This is a genomic window from Ruminococcus sp., from assembly GCF_016283395.1.
Map to the genome: position 1 here is coordinate 1 of NZ_JAEEMU010000033.1, position 17,071 is coordinate 17,071.

18 protein-coding genes and 1 pseudogene are annotated in these 17,071 nt (G+C 45.7%); all 19 read right to left on the reverse strand.

The window, feature by feature from the left end; genetic code table 11:
- Positions 1 to 99 (reverse strand): annotated as a pseudogene (locus tag QZZ41_RS01990) (30S ribosomal protein S17); the annotation flags it as partial.
- A 19-nt stretch (positions 100 to 118) separates the two neighbouring features.
- Complete coding sequence (rpmC, locus tag QZZ41_RS01995) at positions 119 to 319, reverse strand: 50S ribosomal protein L29 (protein WP_028517930.1); 201 nt, start codon at positions 317 to 319, stop codon at positions 119 to 121.
- The gene (gene rplP, locus QZZ41_RS02000) at positions 319 to 744 is read right to left on the reverse strand and encodes a 50S ribosomal protein L16 (RefSeq protein ID WP_009984988.1); all 426 of its coding nucleotides are present in this window, start codon (positions 742 to 744) and stop codon (positions 319 to 321) included. The genes rpmC and rplP overlap by 1 nt, the downstream gene beginning before the upstream one ends.
- A complete protein-coding gene (rpsC, locus tag QZZ41_RS02005) occupies positions 744 to 1,541 on the reverse strand; it encodes a 30S ribosomal protein S3 (protein WP_295067398.1) in 798 nt (265 codons plus the stop codon). Before rpsC ends, rplP begins: the two co-directional genes overlap by 1 nt.
- A gap of 19 nt (positions 1,542 to 1,560) precedes the next feature.
- Entirely contained in the window at positions 1,561 to 1,896 is a 336-nt protein-coding gene (rplV, locus tag QZZ41_RS02010; protein WP_019680104.1) for a 50S ribosomal protein L22, read from the reverse strand.
- A gap of 20 nt (positions 1,897 to 1,916) precedes the next feature.
- Positions 1,917 to 2,201 carry a 30S ribosomal protein S19 gene (gene rpsS / locus QZZ41_RS02015; protein WP_009984992.1) on the reverse strand — a complete coding sequence of 95 codons (285 nt, stop codon included), beginning with the start codon at positions 2,199 to 2,201 and terminating at the stop codon, positions 1,917 to 1,919.
- A 21-nt stretch (positions 2,202 to 2,222) separates the two neighbouring features.
- Positions 2,223 to 3,056 carry a 50S ribosomal protein L2 gene (gene rplB / locus QZZ41_RS02020; RefSeq protein ID WP_074715797.1) on the reverse strand — a complete coding sequence of 278 codons (834 nt, stop codon included), beginning with the start codon at positions 3,054 to 3,056 and terminating at the stop codon, positions 2,223 to 2,225.
- 74 nt (positions 3,057 to 3,130) lie between these two features.
- Positions 3,131 to 3,424 (reverse strand): 50S ribosomal protein L23, encoded by a 294-nt coding sequence (gene rplW / locus QZZ41_RS02025; RefSeq protein WP_295067405.1) that lies wholly within the window; start codon positions 3,422 to 3,424, stop codon positions 3,131 to 3,133.
- Positions 3,424 to 4,047, reverse strand: a complete 624-nt coding sequence (gene rplD / locus QZZ41_RS02030) for a 50S ribosomal protein L4 (RefSeq protein ID WP_028517925.1) — start codon at positions 4,045 to 4,047, stop codon at positions 3,424 to 3,426. Before rplD ends, rplW begins: the two co-directional genes overlap by 1 nt.
- Positions 4,048 to 4,064: 17 nt before the next feature.
- A complete protein-coding gene (gene rplC, locus QZZ41_RS02035; RefSeq protein WP_028517924.1) occupies positions 4,065 to 4,697 on the reverse strand; it encodes a 50S ribosomal protein L3 in 633 nt (210 codons plus the stop codon).
- A gap of 110 nt (positions 4,698 to 4,807) precedes the next feature.
- On the reverse strand, positions 4,808 to 5,122 hold the full coding sequence (gene rpsJ / locus QZZ41_RS02040; RefSeq protein WP_019680098.1) for a 30S ribosomal protein S10: 315 nt from the start codon (positions 5,120 to 5,122) through the stop codon (positions 4,808 to 4,810).
- A 475-nt stretch (positions 5,123 to 5,597) separates the two neighbouring features.
- Positions 5,598 to 6,884: an acyltransferase family protein gene (locus tag QZZ41_RS02045; RefSeq protein WP_295067415.1), complete on the reverse strand. Its 1,287-nt coding sequence runs from the start codon at positions 6,882 to 6,884 to the stop codon at positions 5,598 to 5,600.
- A 132-nt stretch (positions 6,885 to 7,016) separates the two neighbouring features.
- Positions 7,017 to 8,828, reverse strand: a complete 1,812-nt coding sequence (locus QZZ41_RS02050) for a glycerophosphodiester phosphodiesterase family protein (protein ID WP_295067418.1) — start codon at positions 8,826 to 8,828, stop codon at positions 7,017 to 7,019.
- A 121-nt stretch (positions 8,829 to 8,949) separates the two neighbouring features.
- On the reverse strand, positions 8,950 to 9,966 hold the full coding sequence (locus QZZ41_RS02055) for a carbohydrate ABC transporter permease (RefSeq protein ID WP_295067422.1): 1,017 nt from the start codon (positions 9,964 to 9,966) through the stop codon (positions 8,950 to 8,952).
- A 12-nt stretch (positions 9,967 to 9,978) separates the two neighbouring features.
- Positions 9,979 to 10,911: a carbohydrate ABC transporter permease gene (locus QZZ41_RS02060; RefSeq protein WP_295067424.1), complete on the reverse strand. Its 933-nt coding sequence runs from the start codon at positions 10,909 to 10,911 to the stop codon at positions 9,979 to 9,981.
- Positions 10,911 to 13,715, reverse strand: a complete 2,805-nt coding sequence (locus QZZ41_RS02065) for a DUF5696 domain-containing protein (protein ID WP_295067427.1) — start codon at positions 13,713 to 13,715, stop codon at positions 10,911 to 10,913. The genes QZZ41_RS02060 and QZZ41_RS02065 overlap by 1 nt, the downstream gene beginning before the upstream one ends.
- 12 nt (positions 13,716 to 13,727) lie before the next feature.
- Positions 13,728 to 14,357: a Yip1 family protein gene (locus tag QZZ41_RS02070; protein WP_295067430.1), complete on the reverse strand. Its 630-nt coding sequence runs from the start codon at positions 14,355 to 14,357 to the stop codon at positions 13,728 to 13,730.
- Positions 14,354 to 15,841, reverse strand: coding sequence for a hypothetical protein (locus QZZ41_RS02075; protein ID WP_295067434.1), 1,488 nt, complete (start codon positions 15,839 to 15,841; stop codon positions 14,354 to 14,356). Before QZZ41_RS02075 ends, QZZ41_RS02070 begins: the two co-directional genes overlap by 4 nt.
- A 341-nt stretch (positions 15,842 to 16,182) precedes the next feature.
- Complete coding sequence (locus tag QZZ41_RS02080) at positions 16,183 to 17,061, reverse strand: carbohydrate ABC transporter permease (RefSeq protein ID WP_295067437.1); 879 nt, start codon at positions 17,059 to 17,061, stop codon at positions 16,183 to 16,185.
- Positions 17,062 to 17,071 lie beyond the last annotated feature (10 nt).

A 17,071-nucleotide genomic window follows, 5' to 3' on the forward strand; every position in this document is an offset into this window, starting at 1 on the left:
TTTAACGTTATCAACGATAGCAACTACGACGGTTTTATCCATCTTATCGCTTACAACCTTACCTACTCTTGTTTTTCTAAGGTTTCTCTCAGTAGACATTAGCTAAATCCTCCCTTTCTTACTGCTGCGCAGCAAGCTCTGCCTCACGCAGAGATGTCTTGATGCGTGCAATATCCTTTTTTACAGCCTTGAGTCTTGCTGTATTATCCAGCTGATTGATAGCGTGCTGGAAACGAAGAGCAAAAAGCTCTTCCTTAAGGCTTGTGAGCTTTTCGTTGAGCTCATCAACTGACATTTCTCTGATTTCTGATGCCTTCATTACTGCTCAACCTCCTGCTCTGCTTTAGTTACGAACTTACACTTGATAGGAAGCTTGTGCATAGCAAGACGCATAGCTTCTCTTGCAGTTTCCTCAGCAACGCCCTTGATCTCAAAAAGAACACGGCCTGGCTTAACTACTGCTACCCAGTACTCCGGTGAACCCTTACCTGAACCCATTCGTGTTTCAGCTGGCTTTTCTGTGATTGGCTTGTCAGGGAATATCTTGATCCAAACCTGACCGCCTCTCTTGATGTAACGAGTCATAGCGATACGGGCAGACTCGATCTGGTTGGATGTGATCCAAGCAGGCTCAAGTGCCTGAAGACCGAAATCACCGTAAGTTACCTTATTTCCTCTGTATGCCTTACCCTTAAGACGTCCTCTGTGGACTCTGCGGTACTTAACTCTCTTTGGAAGAAGCATTACTGATTACCTCCTTCTCTTTTAGCGTCACGATTGAAATTTCTGTTTCCGCCGCGTCTGTTGTTGTTGTTTCCGTCACGCTTATCGTCACGGCGACGGCGGTCATTATTTCTTGTATCGTTCTTTCTCTCAAGCTTTTCTCTCTGAGCAGCAGCCTTAGCAGCATCGCCCTTGAGAACTTCGCCCTTATAGATCCAAACCTTAACGCCAAGCTTACCGTATGTTGTATCAGCCTCAGCGAAACCGTAGTCGATATCAGCACGGATAGTCTGGAGCGGGATTGTACCCTCGTGGTAGCTCTCGCTTCTTGCGATTTCAGCACCGGCAAGTCTGCCTGATACCTTAACCTTGATACCCTTTGCGCCAAGACGCATTGTTCTGCCGATTGACTGCTTCATAGCTCTTCTGAAAGATACTCTATTCTCAAGGTCAAGAGCGATCTTTTCAGCAACGAGCTGGCTGTCCATATCTGGCTGCTTAACTTCAATGATGTTGATGAAAACCTGCTTGTTCATCATCTTCTCGAGCTGTGCTCTGAGCTTCTCGATCTCTGCGCCGCCTCTGCCGATTACGATACCTGGCTTAGCGCAGTGGATGTGGATTCTGACCTTATCAGCAAAACGCTCGATCTCGATTCTTGGAACACCTGCTGCATACAGGCTCTTCTTGATGTAGTTACGAACGTTGTAATCCTCTACGAGGGCATTGCCGAAATCAGACTTGTTTGCATACCAACGAGAATCCCAATCCTTTATAACGCCGACACGAAGACCGTGTGGATTAACTTTCTGGCCCATTATTCAAACCTCCTTGGGATTATTCTTTTTCCTTAAGAACTACTGTGATGTGTGAAGTTCTCTTTAAAATTCTATATGCTCTGCCCTGTGCTCTCGGCATGATTCTCTTCATGATAGGTCCTGGAGTAACGAAGCACTCTGAAACCACGAGATTATCCTTGTCCATGCTGAAGTTGTTTTCAGCGTTTGCCTGAGCGGACTTAACAAGCTTTGCAACGATAGGACTTGCAGCCTTAGGAGTAAGATCTAAAGTAGCTAAAGCGAGATCAACAGGCTTGTTTCTGATAAGATCCAGTACGATCTGCACCTTTCTGGGTGATATACGAGCATTTCTTAAATAAGCTCTTGCTTCCATCTCTGAGCTCCTCCTTCCGCTTATTTCTTACCGTTGTTAGATGTCTTTGAGCCTGCGTGGCCCTTGTAAGTTCTTGTAGGAGCAAACTCACCGAGCTTGTGACCTACCATATCCTCTGTAACGTATACCGGAACGTGCTTACGACCATCGTGTACAGCGAATGTGTGACCTACGAAATCAGGGAATATTGTTGAAGAACGGCTCCATGTCTTGAGAACCTTCTTTTCACCTGCTTCGTTCATTGCAACGACCCTCTTCAGGAGAACTTCCTGGACATAAGGACCCTTCTTGATACTTCTGCTCATTTAATAGTTCCTCCTTTCAGATTATTTGCCGTTGCGGCGTTTTACGATGAACTTATCAGTTCTGTGATGCTTCTTACGTGTCTTATAGCCGAGTGCTGGCTTACCCCATGGGGTTACAGGGCCCGGACGTCCGACAGGTGATTTACCTTCACCACCACCGTGTGGGTGATCGCATGGGTTCATGACAGAACCACGTACAGTAGGTCTCCAGCCCATGTTGCGGACTCTACCAGCCTTACCGTAGTTAACGTTCTCGTGATCAATGTTTGAAACCTGACCGATAGCAGCCTTGCAGTCGATCGGAACTTTTCTCATTTCGCCTGAAGGAAGTCTAACAAGTGCATACTTGTCTTCTTTACCCATGAGCTGTGCCTGGTTACCAGCACTTCTTACGAGCTGTGCGCCTTTACCTGGGTAAAGCTCGATAGCGTGGATAAATGTACCAACAGGGATATCAGCAAGCTTGAGTGCGTTGCCTGGCTTGATATCAGCCTCAGCACCTGACTCGATCTTATCGCCTACCTTGAGTCCGTTAGGAGCAAGAATGTATCTCTTCTCGCCGTCCTCATACTCAACGAGTGCGATGAATGCGCTTCTGTTTGGATCATACTCAAGAGTCTTAACAACTGCGATTACATCGTCCTTGTCTCTCTTGAAATCTATTACACGGTACTTTCTTCTGTTACCGCCGCCTCTGTGGCGAACTGTTATACGGCCGTAGCTGTTTCTTCCCGACTTCTTCTTCATTGGTTCGAGAAGGCTCTTCTCCGGCTCAACCTTTGACAGAACCGAGTAGTCAGTTACAGTCATCTGACGTCTCGAAGGTGTCGTAGGCTTATAAGTCTTTATAGCCATTTTAACTTTTCTCCTTTAATGCATTTTTTGCGGGAGCATTACTCCCATAACTCTCTTACTTATTTATAATAAGATCAAACCATGCCCTCGAAGAACTCGATTGCCTTTGATTCTGCTGTAAGAGTGATGATAGCCTTCTTCCAATCAGGAGTCTTGCCAAAGAATCTTCCGACTCTCTTAGCGCGACCGTTGCAGTTCATTGTGTTTACCTTAGCAACCTTAACGTCGAAGAGCTCTTCAACAGCCTTCTTGATCTCGGACTTGTTAGCGTCCTTAGCTACCTTAAAGGTGTACTTTCCTGTCTGAAGATCGTCCATTGACTTCTCAGTGATTACAGGCTTAAGAATGATATCCTGAGCTGTTTTCATTATGCGTACACCTCCTCGATCTTTCCTACTGCATTCTTAACAACGATGAACTTGTCATAGTTGAGAATGTCATAAACATTAAGTGTATTTACAGCAGCAGTCTTAACACCTGGGATGTTAGCTGCGCTCTTGATAACCTTTGCATCAGCCTCTGCTGTTACGATAAGAGCCTTGCCCTCAACGCCGAGAGCCTTGAGCATTTCAACAACTGTCTTTGTCTTGTAGCTGTCAAGTGTGAGAGCATCAAGAACGATCATGTTGTTATCGATAACCTTAGTAGAAAGCGCAGACTTCATAGCGAGTCTCTTTACCTTCTTGTTAAGCTCGTATCTGTAATCTCTTGGCTTAGGTCCAAGTGCGATTCCACCGTGTACCCACTGAGGAGCACGAGTTGAACCCTGTCTTGCGTGACCTGTACCCTTCTGTCTCCAAGGCTTTCTGCCGCCACCGCTTACTTCTGTTCTTGTAAGTGTTGACTGTGTGCCCTGTCTCTGGTTTGCGAGGTAATTAACAACTGCAGCGTGCATAACACCTTCGTTGGGAGTGATTCCGAATACTGAATCATTAAGCTCTGTCTCGGAAACCTGCTTACCTGTCATATCAAAAACTGAAATTGTAGACATTTACGCTTCCTCCTTCCTTAAGCCTTTACGCTGTCAACGATATAAACGATACCGCCCTTAGGTCCTGGAACAGCACCCTTGATAGCGATAAGATTGTTTTCAACGTCTATTTTAACGATTTCGAGATTCTGAACAGTTACCTGCTCTGCACCCATGTGACCTGCCATGCCCTTGCCCTTATAAATTCTTGAAGGAGATGAACAAGCACCCATTGATCCAGCCTGTCTGTGTACAGGACCTGTACCGTGAGTTTCCTTGAGTCTGTGCTGGTTGTGTCTCTTGATTGCACCAGCGAATCCCTTACCTTTGCTTGTACCAACAACGTCGATTGCGTCGCCTACAGCAAATGTATCAGCCTTGATGATGTCGCCTACGTTAAGTGAATCACAGTCTGCAAGTCTGAACTCCTTGAGTGTCTTCTTGCAAGCAACGTCTGCCTTATCGAAGTGACCCTTCATTGGCTTGTTTACTCTCTGTACCTTTACGTCGCCATAGCCCAGCTGAAGAGCTGCATAACCGTCGTTCTCTACAGTTTTCTTCTGTACAACGACACATGGGCCGGCTTCAATTACTGTTACAGGAACAACTTTTCCTGCTTCGTCGAAGATCTGAGTCATACCGATCTTCTTGCCGATAATGCCTTTCTGCATTTTCTTTTCCTCCTGTTAGGTTATTGGTTGATGATTTACGCATCAACTTGACCGACGGATCACCGTCATTCCGCTTCCCGAGCGGTAGTTTCAAGCGAGATATCGGTTAATTACTTAACCTCCATTACTACGTCTACGCCTGCGGGGATCTCAAGCTTGTCAAGAGCAGCTGTTGTCTTCTCTGTAGGACGGATAACGTCTACGAGTCTCTTGTGAGTTCTCATCTCGAACTGCTCACGGCTGTCCTTGTACTTGTGTACAGCACGAAGGATAGTAACAACTTCCTTATCTGTAGGGAGCGGGATTGGTCCTGAAACTCTTGCACCGCTTCTCTTAGCTGCCTCTACGATCTTAGCTGCTGCAATATCAACTGTAGCGTGATCGTAACCCTTGATCTTGAATCTGATCTTTTCGTTGACTGCCATTATTTTCGCCTCCTTGAAATTGATTACGGGGACGCAGATATGAGATATTCACACGTTTCCGTGTGTTTCATGCTTTATCTGACAAAAAAACTCGAAAAACTGGTGTTTTCCGAGCGGTCTTAGCAATATTTGAGCACAAAAAGAGCATAGTTCACGCATACGCAAGCTGCGTGAAGAATAACCACAAACTGTGTTCGATATCCCAATCGCCCGGTTTAAAATCGGACATACTCCACGGAAATTACCTGCCATACCGGCAGCAACCTTCCGCTTCAACGCATATCTTCTGCAGTCAGTGCGCATACCAGCGCACTCAACGTAATCAATTATATCACATATATAGGGAGAAATCAAGGTTTTACAGAAATTGTATTTGTAAATTTTTAATGAACGATAATTTTGTTTTAACTATTATTATCTCCCTGAAAAATTGCAAAAGTTCCCGAAGGTTTTATAGCCCACGGGAACTGATAAATTATTCTTCTCTTGCAGCCTTTTCTGCCTTTATAGCTTCAATTCCCTGCTTTACGAGGTATGCTGCACCGTCATAAAGCTTATGGATAATGATAGCGCATATGAGCGAGCAGAAGAATACTTTAGGTATTATCTCATACCAGTGAGCAAGTCTGTCGCCGACCTCTAAATACTTCTCACAGAAGCCCTGATGACGGACGCTTGTTTCGTTCATCTGCCAGCCGCCGTAGAACATATTATCAAAGATATAGGAGATCATGTAAAGCGAAAGAGTTACGCCTGAGAGCTGTCTCAGAACGAACTTGACACCCTTGTTTGTGGTGGTTATGTCAAAGAGGAGCATAAACACGCAAGTTGCCATTATGTATACGGGATATGTGCCGTAGTCGTTGAAGTGCCATGAAAGGAAGTGCTGATCGTTTATTTCATCAGCGACTGACTGCTTATAGGTGCTGTATGTGATGAACCATGTAGCAAGGCAAAGTACAGCGAAGATTATAAGCTTGTTGCGTACACATCTCTTTGGAGGGCAGTCACGTAAGAATGCACCTGTGAAGTAATATGCAAGCGGCCATGCACCGCTGAGGTAATCAGGAAGTGCTCTTATCTGGTCATCTCTCTCAAATCCGAGGAAGAAGCTTCTTGCAACTATGGTCAGCATAGTTACCGTTAAAACGAGTGCGAATTTCTGCTTATTGTTCTTACAGCCGTTGAAAGCAAGATTAAGGAAAGGAACAGCAAGGAAGATAGCAATATAATAATTTATGTACCATCCGTACTGTGCATTGTTATAAAGGTCGATATATCCTTTGAGAGTCTTCCATGCAGTGAATTCCTCATGGAAGTGGTGTTCCTTGAACTTGATACATATTATGCTTATAAAAATATAAATAACGATTATTTTTATGAGTCCCGTATAGAACTTTGCGCTGAAGGTCTTGTTCTTCATCAGGTACCCCGTTGCTATCATAAACAGCGGAACGCATATATAAGCCAGCCAGCGGAAGGCTATCGGTCCTAAAGCCGAGGAATTGGTAAGAGGTTCATAATAGAAACCGTTATAAAGGAAGAAGTGTACACTTACTACAAGAAATACAGCAAGTATCTTTACAATGTCTATTCCTGCAAAATACGGTTTCACAGGTGCCGCAGCAGCTACTGCTGTATCCGCTGCCTTATCAGGCTTTTTAGCCTTTTCTTTACTGCTGCTCTTTTCATCAGCAGACTTGGTTGCCTTTACCGCCGTTTTTTCTTTTTCGGTGGTTTCGGGACTCTTTTTACTGCCCATTTCGTCGGACCTCCTTGTTTTTTCTGAATAATGCAATAATACATTCACTGTTACATTATATCCTATATTGCTTATTATGTCAATGAAAAATCGACATTTCTATTTATTAGACGAACCAGCTTTCCAAAACTCTCAGCTTCCGAAAATGTATTTCAGCACTGTGAGCACAGTGTCGCCGACTTTCTTTGAATCAACCACTTCAAGAACCTTATCTGGACGGTTGGTAATTATATTGTCTACGCCGAGAGCCATCATACGCTGCACTTCGCTCTGTCTGTCAACTGTCCAGACGAATATACGCTTTCCGTTGTGGTGAGCGGAATTGACCACGCTCTGATTTACAAAGAGGTAATTCATGCTTACTGCGTCTATATACGGCAGACGCGAGTAAGATGTAGCCGTAGACAGGTTTGCTATATACCCTGTCTTTATTTTGGGATCGAGCTGTTTTACCTTTTTGAGTGCGTCATAGGAAAAAGAAGTGATATAGCAGGAATTGGCTATGCCGTACTCCTTTACGAGCTCAACGACACGTTCAGCGGTCTTTTTGGGCTCTCCCGAACGCTTTATCTCTATATTCAGCATGATATCATTGCCTACAAGATCAAGCACCTCTGTGAACAGCGGTATCTTCACATCATCAAACTCTCCGTCCTTGCCGAACCATGAACCGGCAGAGAGCTGCTGAATCTGCTCATAGGTAAAGTTTTTCAGCATTCCGTGTCCGTTTGTAGTACGGTCTAAAAGTTCATCATGGAATACCACAAGCTGATCGTCTGCTGTGAGCTGCACATCAAGCTCGATATAGTCGGCACCGCTGTCAATAGCCGCCTGAAAAGCAGGCAGTGTATTTTCGGGTGCAACGTGAGAAAATCCTCTGTGTGCAGTTACCTGTGTACGTGTAAGAACGCCCACATTAATGTCCACGTTGCCCTGATAAAGTGCTTTGAGGTAAGAAAGGTTCATAACAAGTGCAGAAGCAATAAGTATAACAACTATAACAGCACTGTGTCTGAGACGCATTTTATGTTCTCTCTTGTTTGGTAGTTCAAATGTCTCGCCCTCGTTATCCTTCATGAATTTATGGGTGAGCCAGCTCATTACCACAGGTGCGGAAACAAATGCTGATATTGCTGTAAATACGTTCCAAGCATAGCGCAGTATCCTAAGCGACATACCAAAAGCTGCATTTGCTTTCAAACCTTTGATAACATAAACGATAATGAAGCTTATACCAAATGTAGCGATAGCAATAAATACCATTACCATAAGGCTGAAGCCAAGGAGCTTGAATATCATGCTGAAACGCTGACCTTCCATCTTCTCCTTGCTCTTTTTCAAGCACTCACTGAACGAAGAACGTGTAAGTATAAGGTAATGGATACTGTAACAGCCGCTTATGATAAGCATTATAAAAAGAAGCTGTATCAATATGTATGCAACTACACCCAGAGCACCGTTCATGGAAGAGAATATCCTTTTCAGAACAGGCATGAGCGGTGCCATGAACATACCTGACGACAATGAGAACTGTGCCAGCGGCATGACAGCCATATATCCGAGGAAAGCAAATATCCCCGAGCCCTTGAACGCTTTTACAAATGAACGTATGCCCGTGCGGAACATTCCGCCTGTAAAGATACGCTGTTTTTTCTCGAAACATGAGAAGCAGGCCGCAAGAGCAGACAGCTCCACAAAAGAGAAAAAGGCATAGAAGAAAAGCATGACGATTATAACGATAATCGTCGCAGGATGCTTTAAATAGATAAGTAGATTTTCATCATTAAGGTAGTGTATTCCCGAAAGCTTCATCGTAAGCTTGAGAAGAAGAGCAAGCACAGGCGTTCCTATGGCAAGGAGCATGAGCTTGAATATCAGTTCAAATACAAGAAAATGAGGAACAGCTCTCAGAAAAACACCCGCAGGTCTGATTATTTTTTTCATAGGTTTGCTCCGAACAAATAATATATTTCAATTATACGCTGTTTTTCGCCCGATGTCAATAAAAAAATCCGTCTTTCATGACCTTATTTTCACATTAAAGGCCACGAAAGACGGAGCTTGTTCAGCCAACTATGCCCGAACGCTCTATGCCCTCGGTAAAATGCTTTTGCAGGAACACATACATAAGCAGAACAGGTGCTATTGAAAGCAGGCAGCCTGCTTCCTTCCATACTATCTGCTCACGCAGACTTATCTGCACCGACGGATCGTTGAACAGCTTGATCTTTAGCTGGCTGTCAAGATTTGTAAGCATAAGCGCAACGGTCTTTGGAGCTGTAAAGAATGTGTTGCTGACATAATAATCGTTCCAGTACCATACAACGGAGAACAGGAACACTGTCAGGAAAGCTGGTGCCGCATTGGGAGCCATGACTCTCACGAAAGTCATAAAAGGTCCGCAGCCGTCTATATAAGCCGCGTCCTCAAGCTCACGGGGAAGCCCCTTGAAGAACTGTCTGAAAATAAGTATCATAAGTCCTGCACGTATGCCGTTTGCAGTCATGGCAGGCAGATACATGGTAAGTCTGCTGTCAATGAGATTTACCGAAAACAGTCCTTTGATACCGAAGTATCTGAACTGAGTATACAGCGGCAGAGCTATTACCTGCGTCGGCACAAGTATCATAAGGATAACTATGCCGAAAAGCAGCTTCTTGCCCTTGAACTTAAACCTTGCAAAGCCGTATCCCGTGATGGCGCAGGAAATCACCTGCACCAGCGAACAGCCAACATTCAGCAGCACTGTATTTTTCAGCGTTTCCCAAAAGTCCATTGCATCTATGGTCTCTCTGATGATATCGAGAGTATAATGCCGAGGAATCCACATTACAGTAGGATCGCTCATGTCTCCCCTTTCTCTGAAAGCACAGCTTATCATATAAATAAGGGGATACAGTATAACAAAGCTGAGTCCAACCAGTATCACGAACCTGAAAAACGGCCATACCTTATCCTTTACGGACTTTCGGCGAAGATAGGCTCTTTCCTCCGCTGACATATTCTCAATGTGCTTTTTGCGCATTTCCTTTCGGCTCATTCCTTTGGAGCCTGCTGCCTTTGGAGCAGTTACATCGTCCATTTATCCCCCTCCTCAGTCGTTCTCATAATAGATAAACCGTCCGACTACAGCTGCGATAACAGATATCACCGCAAGAACTATGACGAAATATATCCACGCCATTGCCGAAGCCGCACCGAATTCCCACTGATTTTTCATTGATACGATACGGTTCATAACGCTGTTCATAGGATTAGTGAACGAATCTATTACGGTAAAGATAAGATTTGCGAGTATGAACGGGCTCACATAAGGAAAGGTTATCTTCCAGAAATACTCCCATGCAGTAGCTCCCTCAAGCTGCGCTGCTTCTCTTGCAGATGAAGGTATATTCTGCAAAGCCGCAAGGAACAGCAGTATCTGTATTCCCGCGCTCCAGACGATACCGAAGATATTATCAGCTACAGCCGAAATGATATTGCTCATTCTGTCGCTGATGCCGTATATGCCGAGAAACTGCATAAGCTCTCCCACAAGATCGGTGGAAAACATAGTCGAGAACTGCTGTGCGCCCGAATTGCCCGTAGAGCTCATATCACCGCTGATTATTTTGTAAACAGGACCTGTAGCGATTATTACGGGCAGGAAGAAAACAGCTCTTGCAAGAGTCCTGCCCCTGAACTTCTGATTGAGTATCACCGCGATAAACAGCGAGAAAATAAGTATCAGCGGCGTTTTCCATAATGCCTCAAGGAGAGTATCACCGAGGTATTCTGTATAATATGGATCTTCCGAAATTACGGAAAAGTAGTTCCCGAGACCTGTGAATTTTGTTTTCAGTGAACCCGGATCTACCGTAACATCGCAGAATGAGTACCATAGGGACTTGCCCAGAGGGATAAGGAAGAAAATAACAGTTCCTACCAGCCACAGACCGATAAATCCATAGCCGTACAGCGACTTTTTACGCTCATATGACATTCTGCGGCGTTTTTTCTCCGCAGAAGCTTCTGTTTTTCCGCTCATCAGTTACCGTCTCCCCCTTCCTCCGAAAGCTCTATATGCACGGTTCCGCAGTCGATAGTGCGATTTTTCATATCCACCTTTATGACCGTACCGTTTTCGTATTCGCTTGTTATTATATCTCCGTCAACGCTGTAATCCTCGATGAAGCTGTCCGACACCTTTCTCAGCACAGGCTCGATAAGGGTATGATACTTTGCGGCAGTATCCGTCCAGTATCTGTGATCGGCATAATAAAGCCAGTCAAACTCAGTATCTTTAAGGCTGCTGGTCTCCTCGTATATCATATCAAAGCTGAGACTGCTTCCCGTAGCCGCAGCCATGAGCATGAGCTTTTCGGGATCAGGATCGCCGTTCACAGCTTTTGTAGAATATGGTATGAGTCCGTGGAGCACAAGCTGATAGAACGGTATATCCTCATCGAACATATCAAATCTGCTCGAACTGTCGGGAACATCGGTTATACAGCTCACATAGGGCAGTGCATAGGCATTTGCTCCCTCTGCAAGTATGCCGCCGCTGAGTTTATCATCTATCTTGCTGTAGCTGTCTGCCAGTATTTTCTCGGCTTTGGCGCGGGAGATGTTCTTCTTGCCGTAGTCTCCGTAAAGCGAAGTCGTAAGACTTGCAAGTGATACGCCGTCAAGTCCTGATTTTGAATAGCTGTCTGCCATATCTCCGAAAACCTTGCCGTAATAGCCGGGTGAAAGCAGGGACATATTCTTTCGGAAGCCGTCAGGTATGCCGTAAGCCTTGTCATAGCTGACTATCTGTGAATACGCTCCAGAAACTCTCACAGCCGTATCGGTAAATGAATAATAGCCGTTGCCCGAAAGGAAATCCCTGTTGTCCGAAACAGGATAAAGAGCATATCCGTTTTTGTCTATAAGGTCGGTTAGCTTCTTGAAATCGCTTTTGCCGCCCAGCTTTCCCGACGGGTCTGCATCGGTGTCCACCTTGTTCTTCATGCCGTCATTGGTCCAGTTGCTGTAGGATATGACCATATCATCAACGCCCTTGTTACTGAGCTCGCCGATGATATCAGCTGCCTGAGAATAATCGGTGACGGAAGTTTTCATATTCACGGGTATGCCGAGGATATTCTTCTTTTTCATAGTACCGCCGTAAAGTCCAAGATACAGGGTGGAGCTGTCAGCAGTACATTTTTTTGTGACTCCCTGCTCCTCCATAAGGTACTGTCTGTAACGGGCAGCTACATCTGTAAAATCCGCACCTTTTTTTGAGATAGGATAGTAAAGCATCTCTATATCGTCCGACTTTATATCGCCCTTTTCAAATACGGTATATCGCTCATTGCTGTTGCCCGACATATAGAAGCTGTCCATTGCACGGAGAATAAAGGTAAATCTGCATATGTTATAGCTGCTGTTGGACTGCTTTGACACATTCGCGGTGATATAAGCGTTGGAGTCGCCTTTAGCCGCAACCGCAAGCAGAGCGTTATCCTCCTTGACTACGCCGTAAACAGGCAGATATATCTGCTCCGTAACAGCTCCCTTAGTCTGAGGGACAGCCGTAACATCGTTTCCGTAGACTCTCTGCTGATAGGTGTTCGTCTGGAATGAGCGGTTGTTGTTGAACCTTACCAGCGCACCGCTTCCGTCAGGAATAACGAAATAGCCCTCCTCCTTATCGGAAGCTGCTCCGAAACAGCCGAGCACCGTCATTTCCGTAGCGATATTGGCGTTTTTGCTCTCCTCTATCTCAGACACCTTGACGCTTGCCTTTAAATGGTCGTCCTCAAGGGTATACTCCACAGGGTACTTAAAGCCTGCCTTTTCGTAGTTATAGACCACACGTATGCCGTCTTTGATATCGCTTACCTCAAATTTGCAGTCGCCCTCGCTGCCCGACCTGAGCATATTATTTCCCGAGCGGCTAAGCGGTACACCGTATCTCAGCATATTCGATGACCTGAGTTCGTCCGCAAGAAGCGATGTGGCAGTCTTGTCCTGCGCTGCTTCAAGAGGCGACGACCACCAAATATAGCCTGTTTCCTTATTTTCAATGCCGAATACGGCACTTCTATCGTCAACTATCATGCGGAACTTGTCATTTTCCGCACCGTATCTGAAAACGCCGAGGAAGTGGCTGCCGTCAGCATTGAGCCACGCAAATTCGCCGCTTTCAGCCTTATACACCTTTTTGCCGTCCTCTTTTCCGCTGTATGAAAGAGAGATATCGGGCTTTTTCAGGTCTTTTTGCAGAAGCTCCAGCGTTTTTCCGTCAGCAGAAAGAAATGCGTATTTGCTGTCAAGGGAAGATATTATCTGTCTCACTCTTATAACCTTTTCTGCCTCTTCATCGGTGATAACGAAAAATCTGCCTGCATCGCTTAACCAGAGCTTTCCGTCATCGCACTTGCTGCCGCTTTTGAATGAAGCTGCCGCTTTGCCCGTTTTTGTGTCAATGGCAACAAGCTCCCCGAGCTTTTTCAGCTCGTCTATCTTATCAGCGACCAGCTGCTGCTCATCGGTATAGTCCTTTTTGCTTTTGGGCTTTCCGCCGACTGACTCCCACAGCTTATCATCGAAGTCCTTATCCTTGCGGTAGATGTCATAGCCGTCGGAAGAACCTATCTTTTTCAGATACTTCTCAGCGTCCTCTGCGGAAAGCTCTGCTTTCTCCACTGTTTCCGAGCGTTTAGCCTTTTCGGCTTCTTCACCGTCAGCTTCGGAAGTCTCGGCAGATAACTCAATATCATCTTCCGCAGCTAAAGTCCTGCCTGAGATAGTCACAGAGGACACAGCAAGAAGGCACAGCAAAAGCTTTTTTATTTTCACCATTGCACCGCCTCCTCAGACTCTTGTCCTGTAGGACAGCTCTGTGTAGATAGTGGATATGAATATGTATACCTGCTGTATCAGCGACATAAAGAGAACCAGCAGGAATAACATTATGAGCATTGCGGCAATGGTAAGAACTACCGCAAATACGGTCTTGCCGAGAGAATACTGATGCACCGACTTCACAGCCGAAAACAGCAGCAGCACCGTCCAGCCCGTCCCTATTATCTCTATTACCTGCATGAAGATATATTCATCGCGTATGAGTATGTGCGAAAGTCCCACATTTATATAAAGCTGCACCACATAGGGTATAAGCGCGTAGGCACTGTATATACAGATGTTTTTCAGAGTGCCCTCACCGTCAAGGAGAGTACACACCGCCCAGTTCCCTATCACCCATGCGCCGAAAAGCACGAAGCTCCGCACAATATACGGGATAATATTGAAGGTCTTGTCATTGCTTATGAAAAACTGTGCGCCGTAAAGTCTGCCGTAGGCTATCTGTCCGAAAAAGAGCAGGACTATGATGCACATGGCTATTTTCAGCGAGCCTGACTTTTTCCAGCGCATATCCTCAAAGCCTTCAAAAGGGTGAGTTACTGCATACTTTACCCACTGCTTCTGAGTAAGGTCCATCATATCTGCTCCTCCTTCCGCTTTTTATTTCCGCGTTTTTTTCTGAGCTTACTGTAAGTTACAGCTCCTGCTATAAGTATAACAAGTCCTGCGGCTATAGCCGTGAAATGCTCTCTCAGGAACTCCCTGCGGTAGCCCTCGAAAGCCTTATTGTATATGTCTCCTGCATCGGAGAGCTTTGCGTACTTCATCGCGCCCTTGTAATCGCCCTTTCGGAGAAGTGCGGAGGCTATACCGACATAGGCTCTGTGATAATTACCGTCGCGTTTGAGAACGTCCTGCCACGGTTCAAGAGCTTCCTCGTAATATCCTGCATTATATAGTGCAGCCGCCTTGTGGACTGCCTTTCCGAAAGAAGTCTCTCTGAAAATAGTAACTGTATCCTTTGAGGAGTCAAGAACATAGAGGTCGTTGTCAAGTGACTCGATAGCTGATACATGGTCAAAGCCGCCTGTCTGCTTTGCGATAGCACCTGTAATAAAAAGCAGGTTGCAGTCCTCATCATACTGAAAAACTCTGCCCGTAGTGAGATCAAGGCAGTTTATACAGCCGTCCTCAGCCACATCTATATCCACAATAGCAGGCGAAAGCACCTTGTTCTGCGAAGTATCGTATACAGGCTTGTAGTCGCCGAATGAAAGCTCAAGATCCGCAAAAATGTTCTTTCCTGCGGCATTTAGCTTCTTGACCGTATCCGTAGTCTGTGTAGATGACGAAGTACAGGTAAAAATGAAGTCTCCGTCAATATCAAAGCTGGTAATACCAGTGGGAACAGTCCTTGTCCTGCGAGCTTTTTTCTCATCTGACATGAATATGCTTCTTATGTAGTTGCTGACTATTTCGGCAGTAGGCTCAACACGGTTAGCTCCGTAAAAGCCCATAAAGCTGCCGTCAGGAGCGAACATTGCCGCACCTGTGGTTATATTGCCGAGGACTACATAGACATTACCTGCCTTGTCCGCAATGACTCTCTGAGGCAGAAATGTCCTTTTCTGGTCGTACACCTCGGAAGTCGGCTTCGTTATGGTTCCCTGCACATTTCCGTCCTTATCGGAGATGAGTACACGGGCATTGTCGCTGTCAGCAATGTATATAAGGTCATTTTCAGCGGAAACATACACTCCCATAGGCTTATTGAGAGTAGTCTCCGAGCCGTCGGGCATAGTGAAGCTGTCGTACACCTTTACAGTGTCGGCAAAATCCGTATCAACAGCCACTATGCGGTTGTTTCCCGTATCTGCGATATAAAAGATGTGTTCATGGTCGCAGAATATATCGCTTGGACTGTCAAAAGCTCCAACGCCCAAGTCGTAGCCCGACACCGAGCGTTCAGCCGAAAAGCCTGCCTGCGAGGGCACAGCCTCGCCCCAGCGGTCATAGTTATAGGAGTCATAGGGCTCGCCTGCGGCTGCTGAGAAAGCTCCGAAAGAAGCAAGTGCAGCAAATGCAGCCATTGCTGTGATACATCTTTTCAGTTTTGACTTCATTTGCTTCACTTCCTTTCTCCACCCTATATAGGGTGAGTTTAGAGTTTAGAGTTGAGAATCGAGAGTTAATGTGTTCGCTGCGCTCGCTCTGTTTAAATAATGTTGCCATAGGCGACTCCATAACTCACAACTCTCCACTTTCAACTCTCAACTTTGTAGGCGCACACTGTGCGCCCCTACATACTGCTGTTTGTTATTTGCGGGCGAGCGGAACTCGCCCCTACAGCGCAGCATCTGCAAATCTTATAATCATTACGGACTGCCAAATAAACAGTGCCCCAAATCTGTGATTTGGCTGGCAATGCTATATGCAGAGCTGGCAGCCCCTACAAGCTAAGGGCTTACTCCTTAATGCCCGAATGAGCCATAGTTTCAATGACCTGTCTCTGTGCAAGCATAAATATGACGATAGGCGGTATCAGCAGGAACACGGCTGCTGCCATAGCAACTCCTGCCCTTGCAAGTCCCGAAGCCGCAGCCTGACTTACAACCGTAGGCAAGGTCTTGTACTCTTCCCTGAACACAACCGAGCCTGTCTGGATATTCCATGCGCCCTGAAATGCGAATATGATAAGGGTCATGAGCGCAGGCTTCTGGTTTGGCATTACCACCTGCCAGCATATGCGGAAAAGTCCTGCTCCATCCACCTTTGCCGCTTCTATCATGGAATCGGGCACCTGACTTATAGACTGGCGCATGAGGAACAGTCCCATAGGCGAGGCTATAGCAGGGAAAATAAGTGCCATATAGGTATCTATCATGTGCATTTTCGCCATAACTATATACTGCATGATGTAGATAACGTTGCTCTGATAGAGAAGTGCAACTACGATTATGCCGTTTATTATCTTTCCGCCGGGGAACTTGCACTTTGCCAGTACAAATGCAGCCATAGAAGAGAAAAAACATTGCAATACCGTAACTGTTGCCGTTACAAAAACGCTGTTGAACACATAACGTGAAAAAGGTACACGGTTCTGATGCAGTACTCTGAACATATCCCTGAAATTGTCAAGGGTAGGACGAGCCGCATAAAGCTTCGGAGGGAACACGAAAAGCTCCTCTACGGGCTTTATGGACATAACGATAGTAAGATATATAGGCAGAGCCATAAAAAGTCCGAGTATAGCCAGAAGCAGGAATATAGCCACACTTCCGCCTATCTTTCTGCCTGCCTGTCTGTTGGAAGCGTGAAGCTTCGCAGTATTTACCTGTGCCACAGCTTCGCCT